The 14,370-nt window shown below is 49.1% G+C and carries 12 protein-coding genes; 7 read left to right on the top strand and 5 right to left on the bottom strand.

The genetic code is table 11. From position 1 onward, the window contains the following. Window positions 1-75: 75 nt before the first annotated feature. The 3 genes from Enr17x_RS20585 to Enr17x_RS20575 all read right to left on the bottom strand — a co-directional run bounded on the left by Enr17x_RS20585 (window position 76) and on the right by Enr17x_RS20575 (window position 5,274). Window positions 76-1,380 carry a P-loop NTPase fold protein gene (locus Enr17x_RS20585; protein ID WP_145311585.1) on the bottom strand — a complete coding sequence of 435 codons (1,305 nt, stop codon included), beginning with the start codon at window positions 1,378-1,380 and terminating at the stop codon, window positions 76-78. 335 nt (window positions 1,381-1,715) lie between these two features. Then, on the bottom strand, window positions 1,716-2,639 hold the full coding sequence (locus Enr17x_RS20580; protein WP_145311584.1) for a DUF4062 domain-containing protein: 924 nt from the start codon (window positions 2,637-2,639) through the stop codon (window positions 1,716-1,718). A 1,513-nt stretch (window positions 2,640-4,152) separates the two neighbouring features. Then, window positions 4,153-5,274 (bottom strand): DUF3500 domain-containing protein, encoded by a 1,122-nt coding sequence (locus tag Enr17x_RS20575; protein ID WP_198000705.1) that lies wholly within the window; start codon window positions 5,272-5,274, stop codon window positions 4,153-4,155. A gap of 523 nt (window positions 5,275-5,797) precedes the next feature. Between Enr17x_RS20575 and Enr17x_RS20570 the strand changes: the two genes are divergently transcribed. From Enr17x_RS20570 to Enr17x_RS20550, 5 genes are all read left to right on the top strand, one after another. Next, window positions 5,798-6,223, top strand: a complete 426-nt coding sequence (locus tag Enr17x_RS20570; protein ID WP_145311582.1) for a hypothetical protein — start codon at window positions 5,798-5,800, stop codon at window positions 6,221-6,223. 125 nt (window positions 6,224-6,348) lie between these two features. Then, complete coding sequence (locus tag Enr17x_RS20565; RefSeq protein WP_145311581.1) at window positions 6,349-7,089, top strand: dioxygenase family protein; 741 nt, start codon at window positions 6,349-6,351, stop codon at window positions 7,087-7,089. A 152-nt stretch (window positions 7,090-7,241) separates the two neighbouring features. Continuing rightward, on the top strand, window positions 7,242-7,709 hold the full coding sequence (locus Enr17x_RS20560; RefSeq protein WP_145311580.1) for a DinB family protein: 468 nt from the start codon (window positions 7,242-7,244) through the stop codon (window positions 7,707-7,709). A 105-nt stretch (window positions 7,710-7,814) separates the two neighbouring features. Beyond that, on the top strand, window positions 7,815-8,021 hold the full coding sequence (locus Enr17x_RS20555) for a hypothetical protein (protein ID WP_145311579.1): 207 nt from the start codon (window positions 7,815-7,817) through the stop codon (window positions 8,019-8,021). 106 nt (window positions 8,022-8,127) lie between these two features. Next, the gene (locus Enr17x_RS20550; protein ID WP_145311578.1) at window positions 8,128-9,012 is read left to right on the top strand and encodes an SDR family NAD(P)-dependent oxidoreductase; all 885 of its coding nucleotides are present in this window, start codon (window positions 8,128-8,130) and stop codon (window positions 9,010-9,012) included. 13 nt (window positions 9,013-9,025) lie between these two features. Here the strand turns inward: Enr17x_RS20550 and Enr17x_RS20545 are convergent, their stop codons facing one another. Both Enr17x_RS20545 and Enr17x_RS20540 read right to left on the bottom strand, forming a co-directional pair. Continuing rightward, window positions 9,026-9,451 (bottom strand): peptidase associated/transthyretin-like domain-containing protein, encoded by a 426-nt coding sequence (locus tag Enr17x_RS20545; protein WP_145311577.1) that lies wholly within the window; start codon window positions 9,449-9,451, stop codon window positions 9,026-9,028. A gap of 59 nt (window positions 9,452-9,510) precedes the next feature. Continuing rightward, a complete protein-coding gene (locus Enr17x_RS20540; RefSeq protein WP_198000704.1) occupies window positions 9,511-10,413 on the bottom strand; it encodes a DUF1559 domain-containing protein in 903 nt (300 codons plus the stop codon). A 449-nt stretch (window positions 10,414-10,862) separates the two neighbouring features. Here Enr17x_RS20540 and Enr17x_RS20535 point away from each other — a divergent pair, with 449 nt between their 5' ends. Both Enr17x_RS20535 and Enr17x_RS20530 read left to right on the top strand, forming a co-directional pair. Then, window positions 10,863-11,558 (top strand): GntR family transcriptional regulator, encoded by a 696-nt coding sequence (locus Enr17x_RS20535; RefSeq protein WP_145311576.1) that lies wholly within the window; start codon window positions 10,863-10,865, stop codon window positions 11,556-11,558. Between the two features lie 63 nt (window positions 11,559-11,621). Then, a complete protein-coding gene (locus tag Enr17x_RS20530; RefSeq protein WP_145311575.1) occupies window positions 11,622-14,267 on the top strand; it encodes a DUF1592 domain-containing protein in 2,646 nt (881 codons plus the stop codon). Window positions 14,268-14,370: the final 103 nt, after the last annotated feature.

Below are 14,370 nucleotides of genomic sequence, written 5' to 3'. Positions count from 1 at the left end.
CCTAGTTATTAAAGCACTTCGAGACGACGTTGATTTCACAACACGCGCTGACACCCGCTCGCGTGCAACGCTTGATTAGTTTGCTTTAAACGGGTTCGCCGGATCATTTCCAATTTCTTCGAGCATTTGACGCACAATGAAGTCGGCGAACTCGTCTGGAATTGGCCCAGTTGGTGTACCATAACGAGTAATGACATTGGAATGAATTGGAACTATTGATTCGCGAGAAAATGCTTCTTTCCAGAGCTGGGCAATGCCGTAGGCTTGGTCCTCGTGGATCAGATGATATGCCAAGCTAGAGTTCTTGAGCGTTTCCACGTTAGAAGGTGGAAGTTCGCAATCTTTCGCGAATAGGGTCTCAGGAGATTCCTTTTGGGGGATTTGATCTATGAGATGAGCAATACTGCGAACACTATACCGAAAGTGTGCTGCGGCAATGAACCGGAGGAGACCAGAGGATACGTACTTTAGCTGGCGACCAAATCTGTGCCTCAGAAGTTGCATAGCAATACAGAGCTTGTCAGGCCTTCGATCTACACCTTCTGAGCGATCGTAAAACGTCGGGATGTTGAGAACACCGCCATTTATTCTTGAAAACAGATCAACCAGTTTTGGACTCTGGCCATCCATCAAAGGAATCTCGGCGCGCATGCTCCTTGCGTGTTGCATGGTGGCGGGAATCGAAGGATCACTTCCTGCCATAACAATTATAACCTTTCCAAGTTTAAGTTCCCTTTGCCCAATGTTTAGGGCACCATCCCACAACAACGGCAATAACAGCGGAAAGTTTGTGGGTGAACTGTCAAATTCATCGAGAAACAGCAAGGGGATGTGGTCCTCGACTTTTAGGTTTCGAGCAGACTCCAGCGGTGGTATCAGGTCTTCGTTTCTCTGTAGACTTGCCATGTTGAAAACAATAGGCCGAATACCAGTATATGCCAGAGAGCTGGCAAGACAGTTTATGAAGTGGGATTTTCCACTTCCTGGAGAAGCGAGCATTACGAAATTGAGCGGACGCTGCTGCGATGAATCATCAATATAGGTCGTGATTTGCTCTGCCGCCCGGTCGATCTGGAAAAGGTGATCAAAGTCGAGTGTAGCGTAGCCAGGAAGTCCCTGAACACTCAGGCGAATGCTCGCCAGTAGTAGGACACGCTCGAGAAGTGTTGCTGATGGATGCGAATTTGATAGAATTGCAGCCGCTACGTTTTCTTTGGCCTGTTTGTAGGCATTCTCATCACGAACTGCCCAAGCGCGGATGATTGGCGTTGCGCGAGCAATTGTGTCTGCAATTGCAGTTTCTCTTGAGCTTGGCGAGGCGACCGACGAAGCAGACTTTGATTGCGAACGACGTCGTCGAGTTGCCTTTTTCTTTGCCATGAACCGATCCTTGGGAATCTAACTTGAATTAGACTGAAATTGTTTCAGCATAATCCATTTAAAGGGATGTCTAGTGGAATTTTGTTTAACGAGAGAGGAGCTGTCAAGAGACAATTGAGGAAGTTGCGATGAACAAAGAAATTAGGTTGAATGACTCGAATCAAGAAAAGCGGAATTCTGAACGACGACCCAAACTCATTGAACAGATGCGAAATAAGTTGCGAGTGATACACTATCTGCTTTGGGTGCGCAGGTACTTTGTCGCTGGCTCCGTTCCGAATGTTGATCTGTAAGTAAGCTTCTCACAAACGTTGATTAAATCGTGCATACCATTGTTAGCTGGCTCCCTCGGCAGCCGGCGGCGTTAATTCCAGGATCGCCTTTACGCAAACACCACTGTGTTCCTCGTTCGTTGTGATCGGACCATCTTCTCCCCATTCGACTTCTTTTGTAACACCGAATACCATTGCACCCTGGACACGAGCTCGCGATCCCTTCGGGAGACAGATCAGCTTCTGGGCAATCTCATTCTCCGCGTACATATATACCCACTCACCGTTGAAGAGTGTGACGTGATCTCGAATCGTTGCGCCTGCCTCAAGGCCAAGAGCATCGCATTCATTCGGACTAACCGACCAAAACCGATCGATTGTGAAGTCCACGACGACATCCCTCCCCTTCATCATCTTTGGCAAAAGCTTGAACTTGCGCAAGACTTCTACCGCATCCGCAGGCTCTGTGTCTGGAAGCTCCCCTTTGACGGCGGCGCCTATTTTCCTGAGCACCTCAGGTACGTCATGGAGGATCTTCGTGGCGAGATCGCTATGCGTCGTGAAGGACGCAACAAGGTGCCGCCTCTTGAGTTGGTCCTTCAAACGGAGCAGCGCTTCTGCACCGGGACCTGTCTCCACGAACTTGGGCAGAATCGGTTGAGTGTTCTCATCAAGGATGTAGATAAGCGACGGGAGCTCGCAACGTTGGGCCTCTTCATATTCGAGATGCGTCATGGACAAGTCGTGTCCGTCAGGAACGCTACCATATCGCATTCCGAAGATACCGATATAGACCTGACAAGACGCGACCACTGCAAGGCATTCGTCAACCGGTGTCCCAGGCTTGGAACCGAAGTACTCCATACCCCTGATAATCGTCTCCAGTTGGGTCAAGGCATCTCGCACCGCACGTCGGTAGTCCTTCATATCCTCGAAGGTCGAGCCAACGAAGATCGGTACGTGCTGTTTGTTCTCTCCGGTACTCATCACAATCTACCTTTGCACGTTTCATCCAGCAAACTTGCTATTCACCTGCGTGATCTTGTTCACATTTGAAGCTGATATGGAACAAAAATATGAAAAATGACCTGTTGCTGTTTAGATATGAACACCGTGGGGCATCATATCACATATAAATTCTGTACATGGTATCATAAGGGGGGGAGATTTCCAGCGAAGGTTTGAGTCTAAAAGTCAAAGATATCCCAAAGAAATAGGGACTCCCAAGAATAATCGCTTTAAGTAAGACTTTCGATATTCGAAAGTCTTACACCAACTCTAATTTTTACCCGAATTTGAGTCTAAAGTGTCTGATAAACTTATCCCTAAAATCAAAATTCACTTAACTCATTTATTTAGTCGTATTTAATACGACTGCGACCGAGCAATATCAACAACGTCCAAGTGATTTTCATTAGCCAGTCATAACAAAACCCCCTGAGCCAACCGCTTCACGGCCACCTCACACCACTGTTTTTCCATCTCAATGCCAATAAACCGCCGCCTGCGGTTTCTGCAGGCCTGGGCCAAGAGCATGGAACTGCCGAAACAGTCCAGTCCAGGACGGTATCTCCCTCGCTCGTGCTGGTCAGGATGTTCTGTTCCGTTGGACCTGGCGGAAACAAAGTAGGGGGGGATCAATGTCCTCGTGCCGATCTGCCATCTCTGGTATCACTCTTCTCAGATCTGGAGTGACAGGCTGTCCGGAATAGTCCGCGAACATCTTGCATTCACTGCTCATCTCCTCAGCTTCACAATTTTCATCTCAGTGGGTAAGTGGGGATCGGGTAGAATTATTTTTCCTTGACCCACGGGAGGGCAAAACGTTAGCGAACGCTTTGCCGCTAAGAGTGGGGTTGGTTTTTAGTTGTGAGGTTTCTTCTGATGGGTGTGCTGGTTCTGGCGGGCAGCCACATAGGGCTGCTCCTACTTTTTTTACTCGAGGGTGTATCTCATTTAATGGGCTGTTACCTGGCTATCGGGTTTGTCCGATGCGAGTGTGGACTATTTTCTGCAGGGGCGCGGGGCAGTCAAGGGGGATGCGTGAATTGTTTTTGGGAACGTCAATTGAACGCAGTGCGAAGTTTTACGAAGTTCCTGGGTACGCTCACGATGCGTCTGCGAAAGCCATCGATAGCGGGGGTGTGTCTGAGCAGCGGTTTTGAGAATCGGTCTGAAACCAGTGGGTTTGATAGTGTGCTTGTGGCACTGCTGCGGGATGTTTCAGTGAATCTGTTAGTGTCTCTCGTGCGCGCGACGTTATCTCCGCATCAGCATGGGGAACGGCAGGTCGAAGTCAAGTTCATTTTATTCAATGTTGCTGGGGACGGTGATGGGATCAACAGGTGGAGGTAGGGTGTGATTTCTTTTCACTGTTGGTCAAGCCAACAGTGCCACCGAATGTGGGAGGCGTTTTATTTCGAGTGCGCATGCAAACAGGGAGAACGGCGGGCGCTCTCCCTGTTTGGGAAAAATGGATTGTCAGATCATGTGATCAGGTTTACTTCTGATGGTGATTTTTGAAATGCTCTTTGAGCAGATCACGACCGAAGTCGCCGTCGAATTCGCGCCAGACGGCGTGTACATGATTGGCGTCGTTCTGTGTGTTCGCAAACTCGATCAGGAAGACTTTGGATTGAATTCGGTAGTAGTGGAATTCGCCCCGTTTCTGGCCGCCACTCCAGGCAAAGTAGAGATGGTCGCCGTCTCTGAGGTTCCCCAGATAGCGGGTCCCTTTGAGAAGCTCCGGTCGGAAGCGCTGCAGGTAGACATTCACCAGACGCAGCAGTTGTTTCTGCTGTTTGGGATCCAGGTCGGCATATTGAATGCCTTTGTGTTCCACCAGTCCCTTGTCGACGACGGGATCGTCGGTCGTCAGGACTTCTTTGAGTACGCTTTTGGCCAACAGTTTTTTATCCAGTCCGGATGTGTCGATCGTGGCAATCGCCAGCTGATCGGGGTTAAACGATTTGACCAGGTTCAGTGCCAGCTGCTGTTCTTGTTTGAGAACTTCGACCCCCTTCAAGGGGCCTTGTTTCACAGTCGCCGGGTTGGAGCCGAAAAAGGAGGGAGTGACTGAGAATTTCTTGCCGTCTACGATCGTCAGATTGACTGACAGGTGATGTCCTTCGAACCGCCAGCCCCAGGTTCCCTTGGCGTCGGGTTTGCCGAAGATGGAAACATAATATAGTTCTGGATTGCGAACGTCTCTGCCTTCCAGTTCGAACAGGACCTGTTCCAGAGCCCGGATCGACATCATTTCCAGATAGCCCCGGTGTGACAACGCGGTAGAAGGCAGTGTGACGGCAAAGATGCGTTGTTGCGGCGTCATCTTGGTCATCGGCAGACCGTAGCGGACACCTGCGGGTTTGATCGCAAAGTCAGGAATGAAATGCCAGTTCGTCCGTTCTTTATCGTCCAGTTTGAACGTAGCCTGTTTTCGTTGTTCTTCTGTCAGTGAAGCCAGGAAGCGTTTGGCGGCGGCTGCCATTTCACCGCTGGCTTTGGAGATTTGTGCCTGTTGTGCTTTGGTGACTTCGGCGGCACTCAGGGGGCTGTCCGACAGACTGAAACAGAAGCAGGCCACCAGGGCCAGAGCGGTGTAGTGGTAATTGATCTTCAAGGTGCAGGTCCTCATAAAAAGATGAAAAACAGGGTAGGCTTAAGTGATCGCTTTCTCGTGATATTAAAGCGGATCGGAATCTCTTATCTTCATTTGTTGAGCCCATCTTATCAAACGGGATGGAACAGGAATAGTTAACCGGGAGCCTTAGGGGAGCAGGGGGGCTAAATGTTTTCCCTGATGCTTTCCCAGTAACTTATGGGGCAATGTTGGTATTAAAGCGTGTTTTGCCAGACGTTTTCAATGAATTTCAAATCCTTTCCCGATTCTGTTCAATATTTCGATTCCGATCTCGAATAACCGTCCAAGATGCCGAGTGCAATCAAGTCAAGCCAGCACAACGACTTACTTTTATCTAACCAAAATGGAGGGAATCATGAGCAAAAACGGGAACGTTTTGTTTCTTAATTATATCTAATTAAAGTCAGGTGAAGGGAAAGGATTGAATTTTTTCTCCTGTGTTTCTATTGGAATCAACGAAAAATAACTCTTTCAAACATACCGAAAGTGGGAGCTGGCTCAAATGAAAGATCTGCTTACAACCACTTCATCGATCATTGTGATTCTCTTTTGCTGCTGTGTCTTGTTTCTCGGTGATGATGCAGATCAGCACCTGTCAGAACCGGATTCAGAAATGATAACCGCCCGGAACCATAAAAAATTCCTGAAGGCACGCCATCCGCTGGCCAAGACCACTCTGTTTCGTCGCGTGCAATCCGTGAGACTCAAGGATGGAGTATTGATGTTTGTCACTGCCGACCAAAACGGGTTGAAAGAACACTTTTTTATCATACGTGACAAGAATGTCATCTTAGTCAAAAAGGATGCCGGCGATATGCCACCGGATTCGATCAAGTTTGATGCTGATGGGCATGGCGGGATACAGGTGACTATTCCCAACACGTTTGAACTTGATCCATTGCAGGACTTGCTCTCATGCAGGAACTGAGGTTGATTTACAGAACGAGTTACGAAATATCCCACTTTTTGCGAAACCTGTTTCCCGCTCGGCGGTTTAATGTTAAAATGGTTTATCGATAAACATTTAGACTAACAGCGATCAGGGGACACGCGATGAATTTTCAATTGCCAGAATGGGATCGACGGAATTTTTTGAAATGGTCTTCTTTCAGTGTGGCGGCGTTTACCACGCCGGGGCTCATGGCCGAAGAATTAACCCGCACACCTGCGATGACGGAAGGGCCGTTCTATCCGGACAAAATGCCTCTGGATACGGATAATGACCTGCTGGTGATTAATGATTCGATTACACCTGCCGTGGGAGAGATTACCCATTTGACCGGTAAGGTTCTGGACGCAAAAGGGCAACCGCTCAGAAATGCCTTCGTCGAAATCTGGCAGGTTGACAGCAAAGCTTCCTATATTCATACGCGTGGCGAAAACAAAGATGGTCGGGACGGAAACTTTCAAGGCTATGGCCGTTTTCTGACCGATTCCAAAGGACAGTATTACTTCCGCACCATTAAACCGGTTCCCTATCGAGCGGGACGCGGGTTTCGTACGCCGCACATTCATGTCGCCGTCAGTAAAAACGGGAAACGGATTCTGACGACCCAGTTATTGATTAACGGTCATGAACTCAACTCGGAAGACGGCGTCTACCGTCAGATTCGAAACCCGGAACTGCGTAAGTCGATTCTGGTCGATTTCAAACCGCTGCCTGAATCCAAGCTCGGCGAACTGGCTGCGAATTTTGATATTGTCCTGGGAAAAACGGCCGAAGAGAATGAAGATGGGACCATCAAAGGTGGCATCGGAAAATCAGAACTCACGCGCCGTCCTCGTAGGAATTGAGGTCTGTCTCTTCCATTGAACTCCCCAGTTTGAAAGCGGCCCGTGGTTGAACATCAGCCTGTCGGAGACGATAATGAAGTCGTCTCTACGAACGGGTGAATTTGTTTCACGTTCGGTTCAAACCTTTTTTTCAAACTGAATTCGAGTGACTTATGGATATCGCACAACGGATTGAAGAGTATCTGGCCGGGCCAGATGCATTACGCCAGTCGATTGCCGGCATGACGGCTGCGGAAATGGACGCGGCTCCCGTACCCGGGAAATGGTCGACGCGGCAGGTCATCTGTCATATTGCTGATTTCGAACCGGTGTATGCCGATCGGATGAAGTGGATCATCGCGGAAGAAAATCCTCCGCTACCGGGAGGCGATCCCGATCTGTTTGCAGAACGACTGGCATATGATCAACGGGATATCGAAGAGGAGCTGCAGTTGATTACTGCCGTGCGTAAGCATACTGCGCGGATTCTGAAAACACTCAGCCCCGAGCAATTTCAGCGATCGGGGACTCATTCCCGTGATGGAAAACTGACGATCGCTGATTTGCTGGATCGAATTACCAACCATATTCCACATCATATCAAGCTGATTCAGGAAAAACGGGAAGCCTTAAAAGGGTAAATGGTCTTTGATGTTTTGTGGGGACGATGATTGGCGTTGAATGCTCAAGCGATTTACTCTGATAGGGCGAGACATCTTCTCTGTCTTTAGAAGGAATGGTTACCGATGACAAACCTTGGGTTGGAATCCAGTGTAGTCGAATGGGTTATGGAGTATCCCGAAGTTCAGTGCGTGTTGGAATCATTGGGAATTGACCAGTCTTGCCAGGGAAAATCTCTTGAATTTGTGTGTCAGCAAATGGGGCTGGAGCCTCATTTTGTATTAAAACAGCTGCACGAAGTCATCGACGATGATTCAAACGTGAACGAGTGATCCCAGCTTGCTTGAGAACGCTTGAAGAAACTCTTTACCCTTTTGGCGGTATCCCGTACACTCCTCGCTCGGGCATGGAGTTTGGACAGAGGAGTGAGAGTGAGCGATGCAGAGTTTATGTGGGAAAAAAGCACTCATAACGGGTGCTGCCTCGGGGATTGGACGTGAAATTTCGCTGCAGTTAGCAGCGGAAGGCGTCGATCTCTTTCTGCTGGATATCGAAGAAGACGGATTGGCTGATACCGCGGAAACCGCATCGCTTCTGGGATCTCAGGTATTCAGTCAGCGTTGTGATTTATCCGATTCTCAGCAGATCACCAGTGCCGTAAAGATGGTCCTGGATGAGTGGGGTTATATTGACATTCTGGTCAATAATGCCGGTGTCGCGTTTTACGGGCCCACGCATACGATGACTGCCGCTCAATGGGACTGGTTGCTGGCAATCAATTTACTTGCGCCGATTCAGATGACGCGCGAATTGCTCCCTACATTAATCAATCGCCCTGAAGCTCACATTGTGAATGTTTCCAGCATCTGTGGGCTTGTTTCCGGCTCTCGATTCAGTGCCTATCAAGTCAGCAAATTTGGTCTGCTCGGATTTAGTGAAGCACTGCGAGCAGAATACAGTCGGCAGGGACTGGGTGTTTCCACGATCTGTCCCGGCCCCGTCACGACGCGATTATTCGAAACGGCTCCCTGTGGACGCGCTGATAAAACAACACCCGTGCCTCCACGGTGGCTCTGCAGTACACCCGAAGTCGTCGCACAAAAAACCATCAAAGCCATCTACCAGGATAAAGGGTTGTGTCTGGTTGGGTGGTTCGCCTATTTGCTGTATTACCTGAAACGATTGGCCCCCTGGTCACTCGACCTGGCCCATCGATTCGGACGTCATAAAAGAATGAAAAAGAAAGTAGAGCAGCTGAAGCAGGGCCCCGTGCTGCAGACGGCAGAAAAGTGTGCCTCAGAATCGCATTCGAATGCCGCCTAGTATCGCAGGATGGTTACGGTTTGCTTGCTAGCTCAAAATCATGAACGTGATCACCGTCTTGTGTGATGATCACTTTCAGAATGCTCTTGCGGTTATACTTCTCCGGAATGATGTTCTTAAACTCCTCTTCCAATGTTTCGCCAACGCTGCTCTTAATTTTCTTGCCTGTCGATTGACTGGAATCAATCTCGACCCGGTATTCCCCTGCCAGCGCGCCGCCGCTGGAATCAATCAGATACGTTCCGTCTGTAATGGTAGTTCCTACCGAGGTCCCCGGCCCTTCCGGGATTAATGTGATCGCCCCAGAGGGAAGCGGCTCTCCCTCCAATGTGACTGAGCCTTTAATTTCCAGTCCCTGAACGCGATCAGCTGATCCACAACCAGTAGACAAGATCAAGAAGAAAGAGAGAGAGAGGTAAATCAGATTGCGGGGCAGCATGAGACAGGTCCTTTTCAGAAATACGAAATGGAATCGAGCCGGCATATCATCCGGTTCGTTTAGTATTCACCGATTACTTCGCCACCAGCCATACTGCTCAGGCTTTGCCAGGTTGTCAGGTCGATATTATTTGAGACAAATCGAACCGAGCCATCACACAACAGGGCATGCACGCCACCGGTGTGCATGCTTCGCGCAGCAACACTACGGTTACCTGGGGTACCTTCCATAATACATGGTAATCGGCCTGCCTCGTTCACGCAGCGGGTAACGAGATCGGGAGACGTGGAGTTAGGCCCGACACGCGTCATCAATGGATACGCGTCTGGCTCATCGTTCCAGATCCAGGCCCGCAGGTCCCAGGCGGTCGTCGCAGGTTTCAGCATTTCCATCATCGCCAGTGTATTACTGGTTCCATCTGTAATATCACGGAACTTGGCACCAAAAATATTGTTGAAGGGAGACGCAGCACCTTGATTTGCGAAAGTATTGCGGCCCCAGTTAAGGCCATAATTTCCACGAATGCTTTCACCGGCCATATAGAATTGGTGAGGAAAAATGGCGTCTCTGTCACTGGGGCATTGCCATGTTGGAATGGGAATGATGCGGGCCGGGTCGTTTGAAGTGAGGTGCCAGCTGTCATTGTGATTATAGAGATTGTAAATGTTAGCCTGATCAATGAACGGTAGCAGGAAGAGGCAGAAGGGGGTTCGCTTCGTACTTGAAGTACCGGGAATATTGACCCGGTATAGCATTCCCGGGGGAAATCGCGTGTGCGCATCATGGTAATTGTGTAACGCCAGGCCCAACTGTTTCAGGTTATTTTTGCAACTGGATCTGCGGGCTGCTTCACGCGCTTGCTGCACCGCGGGTAATAATAGCGCAATCAGAATGGCGATGATCGCAATGACGACCAGTAATTCAATCAGAGTAAATCCGCGTTTTTGAGTCCGTAACATCATTCGAGCGCTCCTCAAGAAAGAAAGAGATTAATTAGTTGAATGGGCAGCAAAGAAAGAAATTTCCATCGAAAGGTCGAGTTGCTGCGATCACCGTTCTTAGAGATAGCTTGACTATTATTATGCATAATATATAATGCATAATGCGTAATGTCAATAAGGCAAGATTTAAATATGGGTCTCTCTGTTACTCTGACATGAATTAAATTCACTTAAGCTGCTATTAAATAATGAGATATAGTCAGTAATTAGAGTTCAGCGGGCGCTAAATAATAGAAATGAAAGACCGAAATGATTCGCATGGGATCTAGGAGAGTGGTGCACTATCTGTGGATATTCGTCTTGAGTGGTTAAGATGATGTATTATGCATAATGTGTGATCAGAGAGGGCCAGAATGAATTTGATCGCCTCTCTTATTTTTCAAGCAACTCTTATCGAGGAGTTTTGGGCAATGAATCCGGCGGCATCTCTCTCAGCGCATCAGTTAAATGTAGGCTCGCTGCGTTTTGATATCTTCAGTCAGATACTGCTCTCTATCTTTACGGGAGAGTACCAGGCGGGAACCCGTTTAAAAGTGCAGCATCTGGCAAAACAATACGGAGTGAGCAGTACGCCGGTCAGAGAAGCCATCGTAGAGTTAACGGGCATTGGAGTCGTCGAATTAATTCCGAATCGTGGAGCCGTCGTTGCCCCGTTTGGGATTCCTGAGATACGAGAAATCTATCACGTTCGTCGAATTCTAGAAGTCGAAGCGGTGCGCTGTGCCTGCGATTGTCCTGATCTCAACGAGATTGAACAACTCCTGAAAGATACAAAAGCACTACAGCAGGAAAACCGTGATGAAAACTGGGGCGTGCGTTGCTCCGATTTAGATAAAAGAACACACATTGCCATTGCGAATGCCGCGGGTAATGCAAGGTTGAAAGCGGAGTTGAATCGCTACGATCGACTGATGCATATCATTCGGGTGTTAGTGAATGACTGGGAACCTTTTCTAGATCAAATTCATTCCGAACATATCGATGTCCTGGAAGAAATCCTTCGACGGGATAAAGATGCTGCAGGCGAGGCCATGGCCCGTCATCTGAAAGCAACCTGTGAACGTGCCATTGAAGGCGTATTTTTGCATGGTGTTACAGAGTCATAAACAGTCTTGAGTTAGTTTAATCTCATAGAGACCAATTCCGGATCTTACGAAAGTGACTACCCAATGCTTAGCTGCATGTTTCTTCAACAGGAATTGCAATTCAATCAAATCGGGAGATGTGTCGCCTGGTTGGGCATCACATTGATCGTTTTTTCCCCAAGTGGATTTGCTGCTGACTCTGTCAGTCCCCCATCGAATGAGTTTGTTCATGCACTGATTAGGAAGTCTTGTATTGACTGTCACAATGATGAGACGACCGAAGGCGGACTCAATTTGAAACGACTCGACTGGCAGCTGGAAGATCCTCAGATACGTCGCCGCTGGATACAGATTCACGATCGCACCGCTGCTGGAGAAATGCCTCCCGAGGCAAGTGACCTCCCGCCCACAGAACGCAAGGCTCTGGTAAATCAGCTGTCAAAGGCAATCCTTGATGCGGACATACAGGAAGTTCGCGAAGCAGGACGTGGACCGATGCGACGACTGACGCGTCATGAATTTGAACAAAACCTGCGCGATCTGCTCAAGCTGCCTTATCTCGATATTAAAGATATGTTGCCGGCAGATCGGGAGCAGCACCATTGTAATAAAGTCGCTGAAGTACTCGATATCTCCCGCATTCAGATGGAGGCGTATCTCAATGCCACAGAAGCCGGATTGCGTCAGGCGGTTGCCTCAGGTTTAAATCCACGGAAACCAGAACACCATCGGCTGCCTGCCACACGCATGTTTCTGACCGCGCAGACATTCGGCGAACGTGAGGCGATGTTTTACGCGAAACATTCACAAATGGTTCCTCTCACCGGCGCTGATCTGGCACGAATCCGTAAAGACAATCAACACGATCCGGAAATGGAACTGGCCATCTTTCGGTCGGCTTCCTGGCCTTATTATGGATATCCGGATGTATTCAAAGCAGTTGAACCAGGCACGTACCGTCTCCGTTTTTCCGCTCGCGCAGTGCGGCAGTTACCCGATTTCAGTCTCAGGCCGGCCCGAAATTCCATTCCCATGAATTTTCGGGCACGCAAACGATCCGGTGCCGATGTTTCAGGTGATGTCCGTGCCACTCGCGACATCCTCGATATTCAACCGCAGGTTGACGAATACGAAACGACCATCAGGCTCAAAAAGAATGAAACTTTCGAGTACAGTCTTTTAGGGCTGCCGGTTCCCCGTGCTATCAATCCACCGAATGCGCCGCTGTATTATGACTTTCCCCCTATGCCCGAGGGAGGACATCCGGGAATCGCGTTTCAATGGCTGGAAGTGACCGGGCCCATTGACTCTGCCAAATGGCCTCCCCCTTCCCATAAACAACTTTTTGACGACCTTCCGATTCGAAAAGCAAGTCAAGGTTCATTGGCTGTCGAGTTGGTATCCACCCATCCCAAACAGGATGCAGTACGGCTCCTCAACCGTTTTATTCATCTCGCGCAGCGCCAACCAACGCCTGCGGATGTCATCAAAATATATGAACGCCTCGTTTTGAGTGAACTCAATCAGGGGGCACCTTTGGCTGAAGCGCTTCTGACAGGCTATAGCGCGTTTCTGTGTTCTGGCCCGTATTTATATCTCCCGGAACCCCAGTCAGATTCTCTCTACAGACAGTATGCCGTCGCTTCTCGGCTGTCGCATTTTCTGGGAAACACGCGTCCCGATTCCGAATTGATGGCGCATGCCGCGAATGGGGAACTGCTGGATCCGGGCATCTTGCAGAAAGAGACCAATCGATTATTACAGTCTGAGGCGAACGAGAACTTCATTACGAATTTCACAGACTACTGGTTGTCGTTAAAAGAGATTCGTCGTGATGAGCCTGATGCGCGACTTTATCCGGAGTACCGCTTTGATGACTATCTGATTGAATCGATGGCAGCGGAAACACGAACGTTTTTTAAAGATATGATTCACAACAATCGACCCGTCACAGCGTTCGTGAATGCAGACTATGCTTTCATCAATGATCGACTTGCACGGCACTACGACCTGGAGCCGGTCAGCGGATCGCGTTTACGGCTCGTTTCTCTGCCGGCCTCAAGTCCGTACGGAGGGTTACTTACACAGGCAGCGATGATGAAAGTCACGGCCAACGGAACTACAACGTCACCTGTTTTACGTGGTGCCTGGATTATGGAACGTATTATGGGAGACCCACCTCCACCGCCGCCGACTTCGGTTCCTGCTGTGGAACCTGATATCCGTGGCGCAACCACCATTCGCGAACAGTTGGCCCGGCATACAAAAGACCCTGTTTGTGCCGCCTGCCATGCACGCTTCGATCCGGTCGGTTTTGCACTGGAGAATTTTGATATTATGGGAGCCAGGCGTCAGCGCTATCGTAGCCTGGGTCGTGGTGAGAAAATAACGGGCATTGATCGTGCCGGGCATGCGTTTGCCTATCATGTTGCCGGGGCCATAGATGCCAGTGGGCAGCTTAGAGACGGTCGGAAATTTCGGGATATTCAGGAACTCAAACAAATTCTTATGGCCGATCCCAGACAGCTTGCTCGAAATTTGATTCATCAGTTCACCGTCTACACGACCGGCGTGCCGGTCCGGTTTTCAGATCGACCTGCCATTGAGGCAATCCTCGATCAATGCAGTGCAAATGGATATCGGACGCGTGATCTTCTGCAGGCGTTGGTGCAAAGCCGGATTTTCCTCGGTAGTGATCCTGGATCTCAGGTGACACAAAATTCCGAATAACGTTTTCGATATCACAGGCATACTTGAAACTCGATGCAGTATTATCAATGACTAGAAGAGAATTATGACTTCAAAAACAAATTGCTCGAAGACTATAAAGTTG

The sequence above is a fragment of the Gimesia fumaroli genome, assembly GCF_007754425.1.
Lineage (GTDB): Bacteria > Planctomycetota > Planctomycetia > Planctomycetales > Planctomycetaceae > Gimesia > Gimesia fumaroli.
The sequence above is the reverse complement of the archived record's forward strand: the minus strand, read 5'-3'. Positions and strand labels throughout refer to the sequence as shown.

Coding starts and splice junctions, on each gene's coding strand:
- Enr17x_RS20585 (WP_145311585.1), bottom strand. CDS start 1,380: ATGGCAAAGAAAAAGGCAACTCGACGACGTCGTTCGCAATCAAAGTCT.
- Enr17x_RS20580 (WP_145311584.1), bottom strand. CDS start 2,639: ATGAGTACCGGAGAGAACAAACAGCACGTACCGATCTTCGTTGGCTCG.
- Enr17x_RS20570 (WP_145311582.1), top strand. CDS start 5,798: ATGAAAGATCTGCTTACAACCACTTCATCGATCATTGTGATTCTCTTT.
- Enr17x_RS20565 (WP_145311581.1), top strand. CDS start 6,349: ATGAATTTTCAATTGCCAGAATGGGATCGACGGAATTTTTTGAAATGG.
- Enr17x_RS20560 (WP_145311580.1), top strand. CDS start 7,242: ATGGATATCGCACAACGGATTGAAGAGTATCTGGCCGGGCCAGATGCA.
- Enr17x_RS20555 (WP_145311579.1), top strand. CDS start 7,815: ATGACAAACCTTGGGTTGGAATCCAGTGTAGTCGAATGGGTTATGGAG.
- Enr17x_RS20550 (WP_145311578.1), top strand. CDS start 8,128: ATGCAGAGTTTATGTGGGAAAAAAGCACTCATAACGGGTGCTGCCTCG.
- Enr17x_RS20545 (WP_145311577.1), bottom strand. CDS start 9,451: ATGCTGCCCCGCAATCTGATTTACCTCTCTCTCTCTTTCTTCTTGATC.
- Enr17x_RS20540 (WP_198000704.1), bottom strand. CDS start 10,413: ATGATGTTACGGACTCAAAAACGCGGATTTACTCTGATTGAATTACTG.
- Enr17x_RS20535 (WP_145311576.1), top strand. CDS start 10,863: ATGAATCCGGCGGCATCTCTCTCAGCGCATCAGTTAAATGTAGGCTCG.
- Enr17x_RS20530 (WP_145311575.1), top strand. CDS start 11,622: ATGCTTAGCTGCATGTTTCTTCAACAGGAATTGCAATTCAATCAAATC.